13 protein-coding genes are annotated in these 20,939 nt (G+C 66.1%); 2 read left to right on the top strand and 11 right to left on the bottom strand.

All coding sequences use genetic code 11. From position 1 onward, the window contains the following. Nucleotides 1–54: 54 nt before the first annotated feature. From HV798_RS18180 to clpS, 7 genes are all read right to left on the bottom strand, one after another. Nucleotides 55–795, bottom strand: a complete 741-nt coding sequence (locus HV798_RS18180; RefSeq protein WP_175191919.1) for a PqiC family protein — start codon at nucleotides 793–795, stop codon at nucleotides 55–57. A gap of 4 nt (nucleotides 796–799) precedes the next feature. Then, entirely contained in the window at nucleotides 800–2,464 is a 1,665-nt protein-coding gene (locus HV798_RS18175; protein ID WP_175191918.1) for a PqiB family protein, read from the bottom strand. Between the two features lie 72 nt (nucleotides 2,465–2,536). Continuing rightward, nucleotides 2,537–3,865 (bottom strand): paraquat-inducible protein A, encoded by a 1,329-nt coding sequence (locus tag HV798_RS18170; RefSeq protein ID WP_175191917.1) that lies wholly within the window; start codon nucleotides 3,863–3,865, stop codon nucleotides 2,537–2,539. 4 nt (nucleotides 3,866–3,869) lie between these two features. Beyond that, on the bottom strand, nucleotides 3,870–6,179 hold the full coding sequence (gene clpA / locus HV798_RS18165; RefSeq protein ID WP_175191916.1) for an ATP-dependent Clp protease ATP-binding subunit ClpA: 2,310 nt from the start codon (nucleotides 6,177–6,179) through the stop codon (nucleotides 3,870–3,872). A gap of 55 nt (nucleotides 6,180–6,234) precedes the next feature. Next, a complete protein-coding gene (gene pbpC, locus HV798_RS18160; protein WP_175191915.1) occupies nucleotides 6,235–8,457 on the bottom strand; it encodes a penicillin-binding protein 1C in 2,223 nt (740 codons plus the stop codon). Next, complete coding sequence (locus HV798_RS18155; RefSeq protein ID WP_175191914.1) at nucleotides 8,454–13,691, bottom strand: alpha-2-macroglobulin family protein; 5,238 nt, start codon at nucleotides 13,689–13,691, stop codon at nucleotides 8,454–8,456. The genes pbpC and HV798_RS18155 overlap by 4 nt, the downstream gene beginning before the upstream one ends. A 147-nt stretch (nucleotides 13,692–13,838) precedes the next feature. After that, on the bottom strand, nucleotides 13,839–14,153 hold the full coding sequence (clpS, locus tag HV798_RS18150; RefSeq protein ID WP_025135841.1) for an ATP-dependent Clp protease adapter ClpS: 315 nt from the start codon (nucleotides 14,151–14,153) through the stop codon (nucleotides 13,839–13,841). 226 nt (nucleotides 14,154–14,379) lie between these two features. Between clpS and HV798_RS18145 the strand changes: the two genes are divergently transcribed. Both HV798_RS18145 and HV798_RS18140 read left to right on the top strand, forming a co-directional pair. After that, the gene (locus HV798_RS18145) at nucleotides 14,380–14,625 is read left to right on the top strand and encodes a cold-shock protein (protein WP_006220277.1); all 246 of its coding nucleotides are present in this window, start codon (nucleotides 14,380–14,382) and stop codon (nucleotides 14,623–14,625) included. 102 nt (nucleotides 14,626–14,727) lie between these two features. Continuing rightward, nucleotides 14,728–15,246 carry a DUF192 domain-containing protein gene (locus HV798_RS18140; RefSeq protein ID WP_175191913.1) on the top strand — a complete coding sequence of 173 codons (519 nt, stop codon included), beginning with the start codon at nucleotides 14,728–14,730 and terminating at the stop codon, nucleotides 15,244–15,246. Between the two features lie 137 nt (nucleotides 15,247–15,383). Here the strand turns inward: HV798_RS18140 and pcaF are convergent, their stop codons facing one another. The 4 genes from pcaF to sodB form a co-directional block, all read right to left on the bottom strand. Then, nucleotides 15,384–16,589 carry a 3-oxoadipyl-CoA thiolase gene (gene pcaF, locus HV798_RS18135; protein WP_175191912.1) on the bottom strand — a complete coding sequence of 402 codons (1,206 nt, stop codon included), beginning with the start codon at nucleotides 16,587–16,589 and terminating at the stop codon, nucleotides 15,384–15,386. Nucleotides 16,590–16,743: 154 nt separating this feature from the next. After that, nucleotides 16,744–18,150 (bottom strand): chloride channel protein, encoded by a 1,407-nt coding sequence (locus HV798_RS18130; RefSeq protein ID WP_175191911.1) that lies wholly within the window; start codon nucleotides 18,148–18,150, stop codon nucleotides 16,744–16,746. Between the two features lie 79 nt (nucleotides 18,151–18,229). Continuing rightward, on the bottom strand, nucleotides 18,230–19,936 hold the full coding sequence (locus HV798_RS18125) for a methyl-accepting chemotaxis protein (protein WP_175191910.1): 1,707 nt from the start codon (nucleotides 19,934–19,936) through the stop codon (nucleotides 18,230–18,232). A 328-nt stretch (nucleotides 19,937–20,264) separates the two neighbouring features. Next, a complete protein-coding gene (gene sodB / locus HV798_RS18120; protein WP_025135836.1) occupies nucleotides 20,265–20,843 on the bottom strand; it encodes a superoxide dismutase [Fe] in 579 nt (192 codons plus the stop codon). Nucleotides 20,844–20,939 lie beyond the last annotated feature (96 nt).

Raw genomic sequence — 20,939 nt, 5'->3', positions numbered from 1 at the left:
GATCATGGCGGGTTTTTGACAAGCGCCCTGGCCCTTTTTAACGGGCGAATCCGCTCAATCCGGCAGTGGCGAACACCCCAGCATCTGCACGACCCCGCCGCTGTCGGGCGTCTGGCCCCGAATGGCGGACGCCATGGCGCCCGCCAGCGCCACCACGGCGCGCTGCTGCGCCGCGACCAACCCGGGCACGCCCGACGTCGGCGCCGGCTTGGCCCCGGTCCCGTCAGCGGCGGAATCGCCCGCCGCATCGGACACATTCACCGTGACCACGCTGCGGCACAGCAGGCCGTTGCCCTTCAGGTTCACCGGTCGCACCCGCCAGGTGGCATCTAGTTGCGCCATGCGGTCCGCGACCAGGTCGAAACGTTGCACGTCGGTCTGTATGCGCCAGACCGGCGCGGTGGGACCGGGTTTGACCACCTGCACGTCCAGCGCGCCCAGGTCATGCTTGAGCGCATCCGACAGCGCGCCGCGGATTTCATCGCCCAGGGGCGAACTCCAGCGCTCGGAATACAGGGCCGACACGCTGCCGTCGCCCGTGCGCACCATCAACTGCGGCTGGTCGGCCTGGGCCGCCACGTTCACGCCCTGCACATCGATCAGGAAAGGCGCCGCCGCGCGCGGCACGGCGGGCGCCGGGGCCGACGGCCCCTGCAGCGTGTAGTAATGCACCGGCGGCGACGAGGCGCAGCCGGCCAGCCACGCGGCCAGCGCCAGCGCGGGCACCCCGCGCCGCAGCAGTCGGGAGCCATGGCCCAGGGCCGGGCGGAGGGATCGGGAGCGAAGAATGGGCATGATTTCAGTTCCTGACCGGGCCAGCGCCGGGGATCGGGTCGTCGCCGCGGCCGCGCAGCAACGATTCGGGGTTCGATTGCAGGAAGTCGGCCAGCGCGCGCAGGGAACGCGCCGCGCGGCTCAGTTCCTGCATGGCCTTCTCGGCATTGACCGGCAACGAGGCGTCCGACGCCAACAGCGCGTTCAGGTTGGCCATCGATTCCTGGGCCTGTTTGAGCACGCCTTGGGCTTGCGGCGCCACCTGCTTGTCCAGGCGCGTCATCAGCTTGGACGTGCTGGCCAGCGTGGTGCGCAGGTCTTCGCCGATCTTGTCGAACGGAATCTTCTCGATGCGGGCGACGATGTTGCTGACCTGCTGCTGCAGTTGGTCCAGGTTGCCCGGCACGGTCGGGATCAGGGCCGGGCTGGACATCTTGAAGTCCACCGGCTTGGCATTGGGGAAGTCGTCCAGCACCACATACAGCTGGCCGGTCAACAGGTTGGCGGTGCGCAGCTGGGCGCGCAGGCCATGCTTGATCATGATGCCCAACAGGCGCCCACCGGCCTCGTCGCCATCCTCGACGGCGCGGGCACGCACCTCTTCGTAGACCCGGCCCAGGCGTTCCGGATACAGGGTGGCATCCACCAGCGAATAGAAGCGCTTGCTGACGGGGTCGAAGTCCAGGTTGATCTGGGTGACGTTGCCCAGCGTGATGCCCGAGAAATCGATCGATGCGCCCACGGACAGGCCGCGGATCGACTGGTCAAAACGCATGCGGATCGGGAAGGCCTCGCCGTCCGGATTGGCCTTGGCGGCCGCTTCGGTGGCATACAGCTCGAAGCGCGCATCGGCCTGCGCAGGCGTTGCGGCGTCGCGCGCGCTGTAGACGGGTTCGAAGGCCACGCCGCCCACCGCCATCGACACCAGCGACTGCGTGCGGACCTTCAGGCCGTCGGCATTGACGCTGAAGTCCACGCCGCTGGCGTTCCAGAAACGGGTGCCGTTGGTGACGAATTTGTCGTTGGGAGCGTCCACGAAGACTTCGACGTTCACGGCGTCGCCGGTCTTGTCCAGCGCGTAGCCGATCACCCGGCCCACGTTGATGCGGCGGAAATACACCGGCGAGCCGATGTCCAGCGACCCCAGGTCCGATGCCTTGAGCTTGAAACGCTTGCCGGCGCGGTCGTGCGTCACGGCAGGCGGCGTTTCCAGGCCCACAAAGTGCAGCTTGGTGGCTTTCTTGGAGGCATCCTTGCTTTCCACGGCATCCACGCCGATGTAGGCGCCGGACAGCAAGGTGCCCAGTCCGGACACGCCGCTGACATCCAGCCGCGGCCGCACCACCCAGAAATTGGTGCCCTCGCGCGCCAGATCGGCCACGTCCTTGGACAACTCGGCCTGCACCACGACCTTGCTGCGGTCGCTGTTGAAGCCGATGGACTTCACGGTGCCGACGTTCACGTCCTTGTAGCGCAGCTGGGTCTTGCCGACTTCCAGCCCTTCGGCGGTATTGAATTCGATGGCAAGATCCGGCCCGGCCTGCATCCAGGTGCGCACCACCAGCGACAGACCCATCAGCGCGGCAACCACGGGCACCAGCCAGATCCATGAGATCCGGCTCTTGCGCTTGCGCGAAATGGTCGGTGACGCAAACTTCTCTTCACCAGATCCAGGTGCTTGGTCGGACATCTGTTTTTTCCTTTTCTTCTTAAACGGCAAACGCGTCCCGGCCCCTGCCCCGCAGGCGGGTGGCCAGACGCATCAGCCCACTTCCGTGCCCGCTGTGGGCGCCGGCCGACGCCCGCCATCAGCGATCGCCGGCCGTTCCAGGTCGAGCTCGCTGGCGTCTTCCAGGTCCCAACTGCGGCGCAGGTCAAAGCTCATGGCCGACAGCATGGTCAGGATCACGACCACGCCAAACGCCGCGGCGCCCCCACCGGCACTGATTTCCATCAAGCCCTGGAAGTCGGCCAGGGCCGCCAGCAAAATCACCACGAACACATCCAGCATCGACCATTGGCCGATGAATTCGACCATTTCATACAACCGAGTACGCGGCCGCAAGTTGGTCGTGCTGCGCCATTGTTCGGTCAACAATAGCAGGATCAGCGCCAGCAGTTTGGTCAGGGGCACCGCCACGCTGGCGATGAAGACGATCAGCGCGATGTCCCACGAACCCATGTTCCACAATTCGACCACGCCGCCCAGAATGGTATGGGCGCTGTCGCCCAGCACCGAACTGACCTTCATGACGGGCAACACATTGGCCGGAATATAGAACACCACGGCCGCCAGCAACAGCGCCCAGGTGCGGGCCAGGTGATCGGGTTTGCGGTAATGCACCACCGCGTGGCAGCGCACGCAGTGGTGTTCTTCTTCGGGATCGCCGTCGCGCGCCAGCGCCTGCACCTGGCCACAGACGTGGCAGCCGGTCAGCACCACGTCGGGCCCGGCCTGGGGCACGTGTATCGGCACGACGCCCGCCGATTCCGCGTAGCGCCACAGCACATGCGGCGTCAGCCGGCCCAACATCGTCAACAGGATGGTCAGGACGCCGAAGGCCGCCAGGCCGATGCCCGGCGACACCGCCGCCATGCCGGCCAGCTTCACGACGGCCACCAGCACGCCCAGCAGAAACACCGGCACCATGCACCAGGGCCGCAGCAAGCCCAACAGGCGCATCGCGCCATGAAAACCGGCCGGTTCCGAGCCGCGCGACAGCGGGCCCAGCACCCATAGCAAGACGGTCAGCTGCAACAGCGGCAGAGCGAACCCCGCCAGCCCGGTCATGATGGCGACGATGTAATGGCCCTGGCGCCAGGTGATGGAAATGGCGTCGAGCAGGGACGCCTGCTGCACCATGCCCTGCACCGACATCGATGCGACCGGGTAGGCGTTGGCCACGCCGAAGATGATCAGGGCGGAAATGGCGAGCGCCAGCCAATTGGACAAAGTAAGCCCGCTGTAGCGCCACAAGGTGGCACCGCAGCGGGCGCAATTGGCGGTCTCGCCAGGTTCAAGCTGATGTCGGCGATAGATGCTTGCGCAGTGTTCGCACTCGATCAGCGGCTGGCGGTCCGCGTCGGTCATAGGCCTAGTCGACGAGCTCGACTTCCTGCTTGTCAGGCGCGGCGGACGGCGGCTTGCCGTGGTCGTCGAAGTCCAGCGTGACCTTGTTGTCGTCGTCCAGGTCGACCGTGACCGTGCCACCGTCGACCAGCTTGCCGAACAGCAGCTCGTCGGCCAGCGCGCGCCGGATGGTGTCCTGGATCAGGCGCTGCATCGGACGGGCACCCATGAGCGGGTCGAAGCCTTCCTTGGCCAGGTGGTCGCGCAGGCGCGTGGTGAACACGGCTTCCACGCGGCGCTCGTGCAGCTGGTCTTCGAGCTGCATCAGGAACTTGTCGACCACGCGCAGGATGATTTCGCGGTCCAGCGGTGCGAACGGAATGATCGCGTCCAGGCGGTTGCGGAACTCGGGCGTGAACATGCGGCGGATTTCCGCCATTTCGTCGCCCACGACGCGCGAATTGGCAAAGCCGATGGACGGACGGTTCAAGGTTTCGGCGCCCGCGTTCGTCGTCATGATGAGGATGACGTTGCGGAAGTCCGCCTTGCGGCCGTTGTTGTCCGTCAACGTGCCGTGGTCCATGACCTGCAGCAGGATGTTGAAGACGTCCGGGTGGGCCTTTTCGATTTCATCGAGCAGCAGCACGCAGTGCGGCTGCTTGGTGATGGCTTCGGTCAGCAGGCCGCCCTGGTCGAACCCCACGTACCCGGGAGGCGCACCGATCAGGCGCGACACCGCGTGGCGTTCCATGTATTCGGACATATCGAAACGCAGCAGCTCGACACCCAGCGTGAACGCCAACTGGCGTGCGACTTCGGTCTTGCCCACCCCGGTCGGGCCGGAGAACAGGAAGGCGCCGATCGGCTTTTCCGGCTTGCCCAGGCCCGAGCGCGCCATCTTGATGGCGGCCGACAGCGCGTCGATGGCGTTGTCCTGCCCGAAGACCACGGTCTTCAGGTCGCGGTCCAGCGTGGCGAGCTTGCTGCGGTCGTCGTTGGAGACGGACTGCGGCGGAATGCGCGCGATCTTGGAAACGATGTTTTCGATGTCGACCTTGCCGATCACCTTCTTCTGGCGCGAACGCGGCAACAGGCGCTGTGCGGCGCCGGCCTCATCGATCACGTCGATGGCCTTGTCCGGCAGGTGGCGGTCGTTGATGAAGCGCGCCGACAGTTCCGCGGCGGCCGACAGCGCGGCTGCGGAATAGCGGACGTTGTGGTGCTCTTCGAAGCGGCTCTTCAGGCCGCGCAGGATCTGCACGGTCTGTTCGACGCTGGGTTCAGGCACGTCGATCTTCTGGAAGCGGCGCGACAGCGCGTGGTCTTTTTCAAAGACGCCGCGGTATTCGGTGTAGGTGGTCGCGCCAATGCACTTCAACTGACCCGAGGACAAGGCCGGCTTGAGCAGGTTGGACGCGTCCAGCGTGCCGCCCGAGGCCGAACCGGCGCCGATCAGCGTGTGGATTTCGTCGATGAACAGGATCGCATCGGGGTTGCCGCGGATCTGCTTGAGCACGCCTTTCAGACGCTGTTCGAAATCGCCGCGGTACTTGGTGCCCGCCAGCAGCGCGCCCATGTCCAGCGCGAACACTTGCGCGGCCTGCAGGATTTCGGGGACTTCGCCGCGCGTGATGCGCCAGGCCAGGCCTTCGGCGATGGCGGTCTTGCCCACGCCGGCCTCGCCGACCAGCAGCGGGTTGTTCTTGCGGCGGCGGCACAGCACCTGGATCACGCGTTCGACTTCGTGCTCGCGCCCGATCAGCGGATCGATGCGGCCCGCCAGCGCCGCGGCGTTCAGATCGGTCGCGTACTGGTCCAGCGGCGACTGGCGCGATTCGCCCTGTTCTTCACCATTGGTCTGCTGCTCTTTCTGCACGGCGGCGGACTCCACCTGTGGCTGTTTGGTAATGCCATGCGACAGAAAATTGACGACATCCAGCCGCGTGACGCCCTGCTGCTGCAGGTAGTACACGGCGTGAGAATCCTTTTCGCCGAAAATGGCCACGAGCACATTCGCGCCGGTCACCGGCTTCTTGCCGGTGCCGCCCGCGGACACATGCATGATCGCGCGCTGGATCACGCGCTGGAAACCCAGCGTCGGTTGCGTGTCGACTTCTGCGCCGCTGGGAATCACCGGGGTGTTTTCCGAAACGAACTGGCGCAGGTTACGGCGCAGGTCGTCCAGGTTGGCTGCGCAGGCGCGCAACACTTCGACTGCCGAAGCGTTATCGAGCAACGCCAACAGCAGATGCTCGACGGTAATAAATTCGTGCCGGGCCGAACGGGCCTCGACGAAAGCCATATGCAGGCTGACTTCAAGCTCTTGGGAAATCACGCTTCCTCCGTAACGCATCGAAGCGGTCAAATACACGATTCATATTCTATGCCGATCATGGCGTAACGCCAGCGATTTCAAAAACCACACTATCGTGGCGGCCTTGCGAGTCCATGACGGTAAGCGTATACCGGCCGTCTTGCGCCAGCACTAGATTAAACGAACGACCCGACACGCCATGGCCAACCACGCGACCGTCGAGCATCCACCATACTTCGCCTTCGGCGCCCTGCACATCCACATCCAGCGCCACCTGCTTGCTGCCCGGCACGGGCCGCAACACCGAGCCCGTCGCCACGCCTCCCAGGCGCAACGGCCCCTGCGAAGCGTCGGCGTAGCCGGCAAACGACGGCGGCACCGTTTCATTCAGGGCCCAGGCGGCGCGCTGTTCCGGGCATGCGCCCGACGGCACGCTGCCCAGTTTGTAGCCCAGCGGCCAGCACGTCACGACGGGCTGCACCGTGTCGGGCCGGACGCGGACATGCTGCGCGCCTTCCGGTAGCGCCGCCACGATGTCCTGCAGTAGCGGCGCCGCCACATTCGCCCCAAAAAATCCGGGGTTCGGGGTGCCGTCCGGGCGGCCTACCCATACTCCGATTGTCCAGCTGTCGGTCACTCCGATCGCCCAGGCGTCCCGGAAACCGAAACTTGTCCCGGTTTTCCAGGCCAGTTGGCGAGCCGGGCTTCCCGACTGGTAGAACGGCCTGTCCGGGTGGCCGCCGCCTTCGAGGATGTCCCGGACAATCCAGGCAGCGCCAGCACTAATCATACGGGACTCGACCCGTGGCTGCTCCGGACGCAGCCGGGGCCGGCCGGAGATGCCGCCGCGGGCCAGGGCCCGGTAAGCACCCACCAGTTCTTCCAATGTGGTGCCACCCCCGCCCAAAATCAAGCTCAGATTGGGCTCCGCGCCGGCAGGCATTCGTAACCAGACGCCGCCTTTGAGCATAACCGACGCAAAACGGCTGGGTCCGACGCGGTCCAGGAGATCCACGGCGGGCACGTTCAGCGAGCGTTGCAAGGCCTGGGACACGCTGATCGGGCCCGAGAACGCCGCCTGGAAATTGCCCGGGGCGTATCCGCCGAACGACATCGGCGCATCGATCAGCAGGCTTTCCGAGTGGATCAGCCCGTCGTCCAGCGCCTGGGCATACAGGAAAGGCTTCAGAGTAGAACCCGGCGAGCGCACGCCGCGCACCATATCCACATGGGCATATCGGGAATCATCGGAAAAATCGGCCGAGCCGGCGTAGGCCTTGATTTCCAGGGAATCGTTGTCCATCACCAACACGGCCATGGACACCTTGGGCGGCAGGTTGTCGACCCGGTCCAGCAGCATGCGCTCGACCGAGGCCTGCATGTCGGCATCCAGGGTGGACGTCAGCAGCGGCGGGCGGGTGCCGGGGCGGCGCGGCCCGCCGGTCTTGCGGCCCGCTTCCTGCAGCAGGCGCTGCGCGGCCAGCGGCGCCAGCCAACGGGCCCGCAGCGGCGGCGCCACCACGCGCTCGATCTTGGCGTCGGCCACTTCTGCCGGCGTCCAGCGGCCCAGTTCCACCATGCGGTCCAGCACCTTGTCGCGCGCGGCCTGCGAGGCCTCGGGATGGCGGTCCGGCCGCAGCCGCGACGGCGCCTGCGGCAAGGCGGTCAGCATGGCCGCCTCGGCCGGGCTGAGATCGCGCGCCGGCTTGCCGAGCCACAGGCGCGAACCCATCTCCACCCCTTCCACGATGCCGCCCATGGGCGCGTGGGTCAGGTACAGCGACAGGATCTCGTCCTTGCTGTAGTGCATTTCGAGCTGCACGGCGCGCCAGGCCTGACGCAGCTTGGCGGCCATTGACCGCGACGGTTTGCCGGCCAGTTGCGGATCGATCAGCCGCGCCACCTGCATGGTCAGGGTCGAGCCGCCCGAGACGATGCGGCGGTTGGTGGCCCATTGCCAGCCGGCGCGCGCCAGCGCCACGGGATTGACCCCGGGGTGCCAGTAGAACCAGCGGTCTTCGTAGGTCAGCAGCGTATCGAGGTAGTACGGCGACACCTGGTCCGGCTTGACCGGGTAGCGCCAGATGCCGTCACGGCTGGGATAGTTGCGCAGGGGCGTACCGTCGGCGGCGACCACGACGGCCGCACCGCCGGAATCGATGGGGGGCAAGGGATACAGGCGGTCGAACGCGAATAACAACGCGGCCAGCGCAAACAACACGCTGGCCGCGTAGATGCCGCGCCGCCGCCAGCGGCGGGCGCGCGAGGCGCCCGCCGACGGGGTGGCGGCGGCGGTCAAGGACGCTGCTTGGCGCCGCGATCGCGGATCTCGACCGTGCTCCATTGCTCGCCTACGCCACGGATCTCGGGCCGGTACATGTCTTCGGCCACCGTCGAGGGCACCGCATAGCGGCCCGGCGTGACGACCCGCACGAGGTAGAACACGTCGACCTTGCCACGGCCCAGCGATACCGCCGCAACATAACGATCATCGCGGAATTCGCGGTGCTTGATGTTGGGGTCGGCCATCGCGTCGGCCACGCGGCGTCCGCCGATGCTCCAGTCCTGCATCTCGGGGCTTTGCGACAGGTTCAGGTTCTCGACTTCGAAGCCGGCCGGCACGCGGTCCACCAGCAGGCCGTCCGGAATGTTCTGGTTGGCGCTGGCCTGGACCCACACCACCAGCATGTCGCCGGTCTGCAACGTGCCGCCATCCCACGGCTTGCCGTCAGGACGGTACCAGCCACGCTTGAGCTGGATGACGTCGTTGCGCGGCGCGGGCACGGACATGGGGCTGCCCTGGATGTCGTACTCGATGAACAGCGACTGGCTGCCGGTATTGACCAGCTGCGTGCCCGCCAGCTCGGCCGCGGTCAGCGACACGGTCTGGTCAGACTTGCCGCCGGTCAGCGGCTTGCGAGCGCCGTTGACGGTCAGCGTGGCTTCCCAAGGCGTGCCCTTGTCGCCGCCCGCGGCGCGCGCGGCCAGCAGCAAGGCCATCTGCTCTTGCGTCGACAGGTACGAGCGGTTGCCCAGGCGCGCAGCCAGCTGCGACATCAGGTTCTCGACCCGATCGTGGCGCAGTTGGTACTGGTTGGCCAGCGCATAGGACAGGGCGTAATCACGCACGGCGCTGCCGTAGTCGCCCATCCACTCGTCGTAGTAGGCGCTCTGGCTGCGGCGGGTGATGCCGTATTCGCGCGCCATGGCCTGATCCAGCGCGGTCTTCATGCGCCCTTCGTCGCCCATCAGTTTGAAGGCGGCGGCCAGCTGGATCAGGGGCAGCGGCGAACGCGCGCGTTCCTGGTAGTTGTCGAACAGCTGGCGCACCGTGGACAGCGGCGCCTTGTTGTCGCGCGCCAGCACCAGCACGGCGGTGGCCAGGCCGGCAAAGCGGCGATGGTCTTCGCGCAGCGTGTTGATGTCGCCACTATCCAGGCGGCCCGATTCGACGTTGCGCTTCAGGTTGGCCGACCAGGTGCCGAACGAACCGCTGCTCTGCTGCACTTGTTCGAGCAGCCACTGGCGGGAACGGTCGAGCGAGGCCTCGGGCACCGCAAAGCCCTTGTCGCGGGCGTCCTGCAGGAAGCCCACGGCATAGGCCGTCAGCCACACATCGCGCGAGGACGAGCTGCTCCAGAGGTTGTACGAACCCACGGCGTTGCGCATGCCCGACAGGCGGCCGATGGCGCCGGCGACCTTGGCTTCACGTTCAGCCTGGGTGCGCGGCTTCAGGCCGAACTGCTTGGCCGCGTCTTCGTCCAGCATGACCCACGGCAAGGTCGCGCTGATGGTCTGCTCGGTGCAACCGTAGGGGTAGTTGAGCAGGCCTTCGACCAGGCGATTGACGTTGAACGGCGGACGGTTCGAGACCGTGAGGCTGACCGTGGTGGAGTCCGGATAGTAGGACGCGATCCACGAAGCCTGCGGCGCATTGGATTCGCCCGGGTTCAGGCGCAGGCGACGCACCTGGCGCTCGGCCGCGTAGGCCGGCTGCACCTGCAGCACCGACTCGCGCACGATGTGCACGGGCTTGCCGCCGCCCTGCCCGTCCACGGTCAGGCGGATCAGGCCCAGGCCGTACGAGCCGGTGGTGGTGGCGTTAAAGCGCAGCGTGGTGCGTTGCTTGTCCTTGAGCGTCACGGTACGCGTACCGTCGACGATGCCCAGCGGGTCCAGCGCTTCCAGCTTGACCGTCACCTTTTGATCGGCGCCGCTCAGGTTGGTGACGTCCAGCGCGATGGCGGCCTGGTCGCCCGGGGTGATGAAGCGCGGCGTGTTCAATTCGGCCACGATCGGCGCCGCCACCACCATTTCGGTGTCGGTGCTGCCGAAGTTGTCCGGCGTGAACGCGACGGCCATCAGGCGCAGCGTGCCGTTGAAGTCGGGCAGGTCCAGCGGGATGTCGGCTTCGCCCTTGTCGTTCAGCTTGACCGGACCCGAGAACAGGTCGACCAGCTTGACCTTCTTGGGCAGGCTCTTGCTGTCGCCGCGCATGGCGGCGTCACCGCCCCACTTCAGCTTGCCCTTGGTGCCGTCCATCTTCTCGATGAGCTTGCCGTACATGTCCAGCAATTCGGGCGCGTAGCGGTGCTTGCCGAAGAAGAAGTCCAGCGGATCGGGCGTGCGGTACTGGTTGATGTTGAGAATACCGACGTCGACGGCCGACAGCGTCACCATGGCCTGCTTGCCCTGGGCGCCGTCCACCTTCACACGGACCGTGGTCTTGGTTTCGGGTTCGGTCTTGGCAGCCGCCGTCAGCTTGACGTCCAGCTTGCGGTCGGCGCTGGCGATCGGCAGGAACGCCAGGCCCAGCGCGCGCGCCGGGGTCACGCGGTCGCCTTCGCTGCCAGGACGGAACACCGCCGCGGCCACGTACAGGTCGTGACGCTTCCAGGTCTTGTCGATGGGGATTTCGACCTGCGTACCCGTCGCCTTCACGGCCACCCAGGTGGACCACAGCATGCGGTCGCCTTCGACGGTGACCAGCGCCTGGCCGTCATGCGGCGGCGTCAGCGTGACCTTGACGGTATCGCCCGGCTTGGCCGGCACGCCTTCAAGCTTCATCTGGACGCGGTCGGGGCGGTTGCCCATGGCGTCGGCATCTTGCGCGTTCCAGCCCGCATAGAAGCGGTAGCGCAGGGTTTCGCCCGTTTCGGGGTCGGTGATTTCCAGGCGGTAGCGGCCCCACTTGACCGGCACGGTCAGCTGGGTGCGGTCTTTCAGCGCGATCTCGCGCGAATCTACCAGTTCTTCGGTTTCGGTGTAGCCGCTGTTCCAGCCGCGCTGGTCATCGAAGCGCCAGTAGTACTGGCGTTCTTCGCGATACAGGCGCATCTGGGCCTGGGCCAGCGGCATGATCTTGCCTTGCGCATCCACGCGCAGCACTTCAAAGCCGGCGGGCGCACCTTCGCGGGCCACGTCGCTGTCGAACTGCGGACGCACGGCAATCAGCTTGTCGGCGGGCCAGACGCTGCGTTCGATGGAACGCACCACCGGGCGGCCGCCCGATTCCAGCAGGCTGGCCGACACCCGCACCTTCATGGGCGAATGGGTGCCATCGGTGCGCGGCTCGACCTCGAGCTGGGCAGCGCCGGTGGAATCCAGCGCGGCTTCGGGCAGTTCCTCGAAGTGGCGGCGGGTATCGTCGGCCACGTCGCCGAAGATGAAGCCGGGCCATTGCTGCGGCAGGGCAAAGCGGTCGCGCTTGACCTGGAAGCTGGACAGCAGGCGGTTGCCGGCGGCGGGTGCGCCATACAGGTAGTCGCCCTGCACATCGACGGTCAGGGTGTCGTTGGGCGACAACACGTCCTGGTCGGACGTCAGCGCCATCTTCATGCGTTCGGGCAGGAATTCCTCGACCTGGAACTTCCAGGAGGCATCGGCCACGCGCGAGGCGGGGTCGACGCGCAATTCCAGCATCCAGGCGCCGGTCTGGGCGTCGGGCGGCAGGTCAATGGCGCGCTCGACGTAGCCTTGCAGGTCCTTGGCGGGCTGCCAGAGCGTGGTCGACACCACGCGGCCGTCGGGGCGCTTGATCGTGGCGGTCAGGGGCGCGGCCGGCATGACGCGGCCGTCCAGGTCGCGCGGCAGCACCGACACGTGGAAGGTTTCGCCGGGGCGATACAGATTGCGGCCGGCATAGACGAACAGGTTGTTGGGGCGGGAAATATGGCCGCCCGTGTCGAATTCAGACAGGTCCAGCGCCGGTTCGGCCAAGGCCAATACCGTCATTTCCTTGTCGCGCGAGGCACGGATGACGCGCGCATTGGTGAAGCTGCCTTCGAAACGCACGTGGCCCTGGGCGTCGGCCTGGGCCTTGGCCAGCGACTTGCCGGCACCATCGACCAGTTCGAAGACCGCGCCGGAAATGGCCTGGCCGGTCTTCAGGGAAACCGAATAAGCCTCGATGCGGTCGGTGTAGCGGCGGGCGTGCAGGCCGATGTCGCTGACGTAGAAATAGGTGACCTGGTATTCATAGCGGAAGCGGCCGGGCTGGCTCATCACCGCAATATAGATACCGGGTTCCTGCAATTCCTTGACGCCTTCGACGGGCAGGAAGGTGACGTGGCGGCGATTGGGCTTGTCGTCCGTCAGGAAACGGCCCTGGTAGACGCTGGTGGTCAGCGAATTCAGGCGATCCAGGTCCCAGTTGCTGACCGAGCCCTTCAGGCTGCGGTTGTCGGAATAGCGCCAGCCGTCGTCTTCGTCGTAGCCGCCCGCGCTGTCGTCGTCATCCGACGAGGCGTTGCTGGTGTTGCGGCCGATGCCCAGCACCGATTCGAACAGTTCCGGCACGCGCTCGGGCGCGACACGCAGGAACTGCACGTCGACCTCGGGCACGTTGACAGTGGCCACCGGCAGGCCGCCGTTCTGGCCGGCCGGCAGCACCACGCCGCGGCTGGCGAAATAGAACGAAGGCGGCATGGCTTCGGTGGTCACTTCGCAATGCGAGGCCGTGGCCAGGGTGACCTTGTCGCCGGCGCCCGGCAGGCCCGCACGCACCGAGATGGCGTACGAGCGCTGCGGCTGGACGTAGGGGAAATAGACCATGCGGGGGTTGTCGCCCACCACCCAGTTACCCTGCACGACCTTGCCCTTGGGGGCCGAATCGCCGGGCTTGACGGACGCGGGCTGGTCGCCGGGGCGGGCGGCCTGTTCGCTGTCCTGGTCGGGTTTGCCCGAGGCGGAGCCGGTGTCGATGACCTGCAGGAAGCTCTCGAGCTTGGCCTTGGAGTCGACCGGCTGGGTGAAGGTGATCGCCAGCGCCAACGAATCGTTGTATTGGCGCGGCTGGCAGTTCAGCGCGGCGAACGGATCGGCGGCGCCGACCGTGGCGGACGCCGGCAAGGCCGCGGGCTTGGATTCGGTAGGGGCCGCGGCCGTTGCCGCAGGTGCGGACGTTGTCGCCGCAGGCGCCGTGGGCGCGGCGGACTGACCGCCCTTGCCCATCCACCAGCCCACGCCCAAGGCGCCGGCCAACACGATGACGCCGGCTACCGCCAGCCAGGTCTTGCTGTTCTTTCCACTCACGGCAAACCTCCCCGCCTACTCGAATGCGTCGCTCCTTTGCGGCGGAGCTGCCGACCTGCCCCGCGCGCTTCTCGGTGCGCGGGCCCTGCGGTACTACCCTGTGCAGCACAACGCCGCCTGTTGCGGCGGCGTCTTTTTTTTAAGGTTCTAAACGGGTTCCATCACGCACTGCAGCGGATGCTGGCGTGCCCGCGCATACTGCGCCACCTGGGCGATGCGGGTCGCGGCAAGGTCGCGCGGATAGACTCCGCACACCCCGCGGCCTTCGTGATGCACCTGCAACATGATCCGGGTGGCCTCTTCGTGGTTCTTGTTGAAGAACTTTTGCAGCACCTTGACGACAAATTCCATCGGCGTGTAGTCGTCATTCAACAACAGGACCTGGTACATCGGAGGCGGCGCAACGCGTGCCGGCGCCTTCTCGACGGCCAAATCATGCTGGGTATCCAAGGTAGAACTCATAGGGCGGCTATTCTATTTAATCAGGGGACGGCTTGCATGTAACTTACGCAAAATTACACGTAGAAATGCGTAGTTTCCATACTTGACTCCGCAAAGAAAAGCGGCGCATTATCCACGCATTCTGGGGTTTTCAATTCACCGAAAACCTGCCAGGAGGCCGGAGGGGGGACAGGGGTCTAGGCCGCGATGCCCTTCTGTCAACATACGATTCAATGAGGCAGTCCGCATGTCTGATACGACCGCAACCGCCGTCCAAGGGGACAATCCCAAATCGACGGGCACCGTCAAATGGTTCAACGATGCAAAGGGGTTTGGCTTCATTACGCCCGACGACGGCGGTGAAGATCTGTTCGCCCACTTTTCGTCCATCCAGATGAATGGTTTTAAAACCCTGAAAGAAGGCCAGAAAGTGGCATTCGAGATAATCCAGGGGCCCAAAGGCAAACAGGCGCTCAATATCACTGCTGCCTGAGTTAACCTTTTAAAGTGCAACGGTAAGGTTGCGCCATTATCAGGCGGGGCTTTCGGGCCCCGCCTTGTTATTTTCTAATTACTGCGATTACCGCATCTGGTCATGCTGAAGAATGCTGCTTTGTTTCACATCAGTCGTACGTTGTTCAAGACAGCGTTCATTAAAGCGGCATCACGCAGTGCGTTTTGCGCGCTGCTGAGCGTTACCGCGCTGGCCCTGCCCGCGGCGGCCGGCGCCCAGGCCCCAAGCGGCCCGCAGGCGCCCTTGCCCACCACGCAACTGGCTGCCGGCATCCATATTATCCGCGCAGAAGTCGCCAACACGGAAGCCACCCGCCGCGACGGCCTCATGTTCCGCAAGGAACTGCCCGGCAACGACGGCATGCTGTTCGTCTTCGAGCAGCCCGACGTGCAGTGCTTCTGGATGCGCAACACCATCCTGCCCCTGTCGATCGCTTTTATCGCCGACGACGGCACGATCGTCAACATCGAAGACATGGCGCCGCAGACCGACGACGCCCACTGCTCGAAGAAACCGGTGCGCTACGCGCTGGAAATGGCCCAAGGCTGGTTCGAGGGGCACGGCATCAAGGCCGGCCGCAAGATCGACGGATTGCCCTGAACGGCCCGCACGCATCGCGTGCCGAATCATAAAGCAAGGGAGCCCGAGGGCTCCCTTGTTGTTTGGCCGCCCGGCGGGCAAGCGGACCGGGCCGGCCTGGAACGCGGTTGATTTTCGCGCCCCCGGCCGCCCTCGCGTCAGACGCGTTCGATGATGAGCGCGATGCCCTGACCCACGCCGATGCACATGGTGCACAGCGCGTAGCGGCCGCCCGTGCGGTGCAGCTGGTTGATGGCGGTGGTGGCCAGGCGCGCGCCGCTGGCGCCCAGCGGGTGGCCCAGGGCGATGGCGCCGCCGTTGGGGTTGACGCGCGGATCGTTGTCGGCGATGCCCAGTTGGCGCAGCACGGCCAGGCCTTGGGCGGCGAACGCTTCGTTCAGCTCGATGACGTCCATCTGGTCGAGGGTGAGACCGGTCTGGGCCAGCACCTTGCGGGTGGCGGGCGCCGGGCCGATGCCCATGATGCGCGGCGCGACGCCGGCAGTGGCCATGCCGACCACGCGGGCGCGCGGCGTCAGGCCGTGGCGGGCAGCGCCCTTTTCGTCGGCCAGCAGCAGCGCGGCGGCGCCATCGTTGACGCCCGAGGCGTTGCCGGCGGTGACGGTGCCGCCTTCGCGGACCACGCCTTTGAGCTTGGCCAGCGCTTCAAGGCTGGTTTCGCGCGGGTGTTCGTCCTTGGAGACGACCAGCGGATCGCCCTTTTTCTGGGCGATGGAGACCGGCACGATTTCGGCGTCGAAGAAGCCTTCTTTCTGGGCGCGGGCCGTCTTTTGCTGGCTGGCCAGCGCGAACAGGTCCTGGTCTTCGCGGTTGATGTTGAAGTCGTCGGCGACGTTTTCAGCCGTTTCGGGCATGGAATCGACGCCGTACTGGGCCTTCATGAGCTTGTTGATGAAGCGCCAGCCGATGGTGGTGTCGTAGATGGAGGCGCTGCGCGAGAAGGCGCTGTCGGCCTTGCCCATGACGAAGGGCGCGCGGCTCATGCTTTCGACGCCGCCAGCCAGCATCAGGCCGGCTTCGCCTGCGCGGATGGCGCGGGCGGCGCTGCCGATGGCATCCAGGCCGGAACCGCACAGGCGGTTGACGGTGGCGCCGGGCACTTCGACCGGCAGGCCGGCCAGCAGCGTGGCCATGCGGGCGACGTTGCGGTTGTCTTCGCCGGCCTGGTTGGCGCAGCCGAGGATGGCGTCGTCGATTTCTTCCCAGCGCACGTTGGGGTTGCGCGCCACGAGGGCCTTGATGGCTACGGCTGCGAGGTCGTCGGGACGCACCGAAGCCAGCGCGCCACCATAGCGGCCGAAGGGGGTGCGGATCGCGTCACAAATATAGGCATGCACGGTCATGGGAAGCTCGAAATGAAGTGAAGAAATCGAATGTCGTCGATCTTAACGCAGCGGTTTCGCGCCAAGTTGGTGCACCGTTGGGATGTCCGCAGCACGGACAGTGTCCAACAGCTGTTCACTCGTGCACCATGATGAGGCCGGCCTGGCGGCGGTGCTACGAGGACGCCGTGCCCGACTTGGCCGCGCGCGCGGCATCGACAATGGCTTGCCGCCGGAAGCGACCCGCGGCCAGGTGGTAGAACGGTTGCGGGCAGAATTGGCGCGACACGCCCGAGGCCAGCAGCGATCCGACCAGCAGCCAGAACAGCATGGGCTGGCTGCCCGTCATTTCCATGACGACGACGCTGGCCGTAAGCGGCGCCTGCGTGGCCGCGGCCAGGAAAGCAGCCATGGAGATCAGTACCAGCACGCGCTGGTCCACGCCCTCGCCCGCCAGTTGCCAGATGTGGTGGCCGATGCCGGCGCCGGTGGTCAGCGCGGGGGTGAAGATGCCGCCCGGAATGCCGGCCCAGTAGGACGCCACGGTAGCCGCGAGCTTGGCCAGGCCGAACCCGGCGGGCAAGGCGTCGTGCGCCTGGCCCGACAGCAGATCGGCTGCCGCGCCGTAGCCCGTGCCGTACACGCTGCCGGCGGTGGCCAGGCCGATCAATGCCAGCACCAGGCCCATGGCAAAGGCCGTCCAGATAGGATGCGCGCGGATCCAGCTGCGCCATTTGGCCGGGGCCATGCCGGCCGCGCCTTTGCCCAGCAACCGCGCAAAGATGCCGCCAAGCGCGCCGTTGAGCAGCGCGCAGCCGATCACCCAGCCCAACATGCCTTGCGTCAGCGGCGCGCCGCCGAACATGCCGAAATACGGGTTGTTGCCGGCCACCGCCACCACCAGGAAGCCGGCTGCCAGCACGCCGATCAGCACCAGGCGCTGCCAGCGCAACACCGTGCCGCGGCCCAGTTCTTCGATGGCGAAGATGACGCCGGCCAGCGGCGCGTTGAAGGCCGCGGCCAGGCCGCCGGCCGCACCGGCCGCGATCAGCTCATTGGTGTGAAAGCCCCGCAGCTGCATGCCGCGGCGTTTCCAGAAATTGCCCCAGGCCAGCATGACGGCGGCGCCGACCTGCACCGACGGGCCTTCGCGGCCAATCGACGCGCCAGCCAGCATGCCGAAGAAGGCCAGGGGAATTTTCCACAACGCCTGCGCCAGCGAGACCAGGCTGTGCTGGCTGGGGCCGGGCGGCAATGACAAGGCGCCAATGACTTGGGGAATGCCGCTGCCGACGGCGTTGGGGGCGAACCGCAAGGTGGCCCACCGCAGGCCGGCCAAGGCGCACGGCAGCACCAGCAAGGCCAGCCAGCCATGCGCCGCGGTCCATTCGCGATTCCATTCCAGCGCGCGGTCGGCCAGGTAGGCAAAACCCAGCGAAACCAGCGCCACCAGTGCCGCGCCCCCCAGCAGCAAGGCCATCTGCACGCTCTTGCGCGACAGGCGGTTGGCCTGGCGCACCTTGCGGCGCAGGAAGTGGCGGGAGCCGGTGGCGATACGGCGCAGAGGGGTGGGCAGGTTCATGGGCGCGAAGGGGCGGACGCAATCAAAAACGTGCCTAACCTTACCATCGCCGCCTGACTGCCAGCCCACAACGCGCGCACTAGAACGTGGACCAGTCGTCGTCCGAAGCGCGGGCCAAGGCCGGACGCGCCGTGGCGGCCTGCGCCGCGGCAGGCTTGCGCGGCGCCACCGGAATCGCCCGCACCAGGCGTGCCTGGGCGGCAGTGGCCGAGCCCGCGTCGCCGCCGGCATCGACCTTGAAGCGGCGCACTTCCTGCGCCAGGCGGCCAGCCTGCTCCTGCATGCTGGCCGCGGCGGCCGCAGCCTCTTCGACCAGCGCGGCGTTCTGCTGCGTGACGGTATCCATCTGCGCCACGGCCTGGTTGACCTGGCCGATGCCGGAAGATTGCTCGGCCGACGCGCTGGAGATCTCGCGCACCAGGGTAGCCACCTGACGCACGCTGTCGACCACTTCGCGCATGGTGCGGCCGGCCTCGTCGACTTGGCGGGTGCCGCCTTCGACGCGATTGACGGACTCGTCGATCAAGGCCTTGATTTCCTTGGCGGCCACGGCCGAGCGCTGCGCCAGGGTGCGCACTTCGCCGGCCACCACGGCAAAGCCGCGGCCCTGTTCGCCCGCGCGCGCCGCTTCCACGGCGGCGTTGAGCGCCAGGATGTTGGTCTGGAACGCGATGCCGTCGATCACGCCAGTGATGTCGGCGATGCGGCGCGAACTGTCGGAGATCGCGCTCATGGTCTGCACCACGCCTTCGACCACTTCGCCGCCGCGCACGGCCACGGTCGAGGCCTGGGTGACCAGGCGTTCGGCCTCGCTGGCGTTGTTGGCGTTCTGCTGCACGGTGCTGGTGAGCTCTTCCATGGACGCCGCGGTTTCTTCCAGCGACGAGGCCTGTTCTTCGGTGCGTTGCGACAGGTCGGAGTTGCCCTGCGCGATCTGCGAGGATGCCGAAGCAATGCTTTCACAGCCGTCGCGCACGTCGCGCACGATGCGCGCCAGGCTTTCGTTCATGGCCTTGAGCGCGCCCATCAGGTCGCCGGTTTCGTCACGCGTGGCCACCTGGATGTCGGTGGTCAGGTCGCCCGCGGCCACCTGGCGCGCGGCCGTCACCGCCTGCTGCAGCGGGCGCACGATGCCGCGCGTCACCAGCCAGCCCAACAGCATGCCGACCGCCACGCCGACCACGGCCAGCACGATCATGATGAAGCGCATGTTTTCGTACAGGTCGGTGCCCGCCTGCACGGATTGCGCGGCAACCTTTTCCTTGCCCACGGCCAGGTCGGTCATCAGGTCGTCGAGCTTTTGCGACGAGGCGATCACGCGCTTTTCGATGGCATCGACTTTCGCGTCGGCCTGCGCCAGCGAGTGCGACTGCGCAGCGGCGAAGAATTCGGCCGCCTCGCGCTTCCAGACCTGCTCGGTTTCGGCGAACTGCGCCAACAGGCGCTTGCCCTCTTCCGCATGGAAATTCGCCGCGGCCTTTTCACGCAGCGCGTCCATGGTCTTGACCGCGTCATCGAACTGCTTGCGCAGCGCCTGGCGCTCTTCCTGCGTCGAGGCGGCCAGAAAGCCGCTGCGCGCACGCCCGGCGTAGATGAGGTTGATATTGGCTTCTTTGATGTCCGAGATGCCTCGCAACTCGGTGTCGTAAAGCCGGTCGTTCATTTCGTTGATGCGGGCCAGCCCCCACACGCCAAAGGCGCCGATGGCGCCGCCGATCACCGCGACCAGCAGGAATGCGCCCGACAGGCGCGCGCCGATACGTAAACCCGAAAAATACCGCAACATGCTTCCCATCCCGTTCAATTGCCACGGTTTATGGCGGGCATGCCGCAGTCATTGGCCCCGTGGCTCAGTCGCAGACCGGGCGCAACGATAGCGTTTGCGATTTCCAGGGAGAACCCTGAAGAAACGGCTGTTTATTCTTCATTTCGCCGCAATGAACTCGACAATCGACACCTCTTGCCGGCCGCGCATGGCGGGATGCTCTGATACTGAATTCTGGCTGAACAAAATGAAAGGCCTCTCGTGCAACGAGAGGCCTTTTTCAGTGCGATCCGATCGTCGCGCGACCGGCCCGGAAGGCGGTCACGCAAGGATCGCGACGCGGCGCCTGTCAGGCGAAGTTCTTGGCCGCGAATTCCCAGTTCACCAGCGCCCAGAAGTTTTCCAGGTACTTGGGACGGGCGTTGCGGTAGTCGATGTAGTAGGCGTGTTCCCAGACATCACAGGTGAGCAGCGGCTTGTCGGCCGTGGTCAGCGGAGTGGCGGCGTTGCTGGTGTTGACGATGTCGACGGAGCCGTCGGCCTTCTTGACCAGCCAGGTCCAGCCCGAACCGAAGTTGCCGGCAGCCGACTTGTTGAAGGCTTCCTTGAAGGCATCGAAGCTGCCCCACTTGGCATTGATGGCATCAGCCAGCTTGCCGGTGGGTGCGCCGCCGGCCTTGGGGGCCAGGCTGTTCCAGTAGAACGTGTGGTTCCAGATCTGTGCGGCGTTGTTGAAGATGCCACCCGAGGACTTCTTGACGATGTCTTCCAGCGACAGGTTCTCGAACTCGGTGCCCGGGATCAGGTTGTTCAGGTTCGTGACGTAGGTCTGGTGATGCTTGCCGTAGTGGAACTCCAGCGTCTCTTTCGAGATGTGCGGAGCCAGTGCGTCCAGTTCGTAAGGCAGGGGGGGAAGAGTATGTGCCATGTGTGGGTTCCTTCTGTTGAGTGCACGATCAAGCCGTTCAATTGTATCGGCAACTCTGCGAGGATACCGTGTTAACCCCGCGGTGGCGCGGGGTTA

Origin of the sequence: Achromobacter deleyi (genome assembly GCF_902859705.1) — a bacterium.
Lineage (GTDB): Bacteria > Pseudomonadota > Gammaproteobacteria > Burkholderiales > Burkholderiaceae_B > Achromobacter > Achromobacter deleyi.
This window is presented reverse-complemented; position numbering and strand designations above follow the sequence as displayed.

Coding starts and splice junctions, on each gene's coding strand:
- sodB (WP_025135836.1), bottom strand. CDS start 20,843: ATGGCACATACTCTTCCCCCCCTGCCTTACGAACTGGACGCACTGGCT.
- pcaF (WP_175191912.1), bottom strand. CDS start 16,589: ATGACCGTGCATGCCTATATTTGTGACGCGATCCGCACCCCCTTCGGC.
- HV798_RS18170 (WP_175191917.1), bottom strand. CDS start 3,865: ATGACCGACGCGGACCGCCAGCCGCTGATCGAGTGCGAACACTGCGCA.
- clpS (WP_025135841.1), bottom strand. CDS start 14,153: ATGAGTTCTACCTTGGATACCCAGCATGATTTGGCCGTCGAGAAGGCG.
- HV798_RS18145 (WP_006220277.1), top strand. CDS start 14,380: ATGTCTGATACGACCGCAACCGCCGTCCAAGGGGACAATCCCAAATCG.
- HV798_RS18130 (WP_175191911.1), bottom strand. CDS start 18,150: ATGAACCTGCCCACCCCTCTGCGCCGTATCGCCACCGGCTCCCGCCAC.
- HV798_RS18140 (WP_175191913.1), top strand. CDS start 14,728: ATGCTGAAGAATGCTGCTTTGTTTCACATCAGTCGTACGTTGTTCAAG.
- HV798_RS18175 (WP_175191918.1), bottom strand. CDS start 2,464: ATGTCCGACCAAGCACCTGGATCTGGTGAAGAGAAGTTTGCGTCACCG.
- HV798_RS18180 (WP_175191919.1), bottom strand. CDS start 795: ATGCCCATTCTTCGCTCCCGATCCCTCCGCCCGGCCCTGGGCCATGGC.
- HV798_RS18125 (WP_175191910.1), bottom strand. CDS start 19,936: ATGTTGCGGTATTTTTCGGGTTTACGTATCGGCGCGCGCCTGTCGGGC.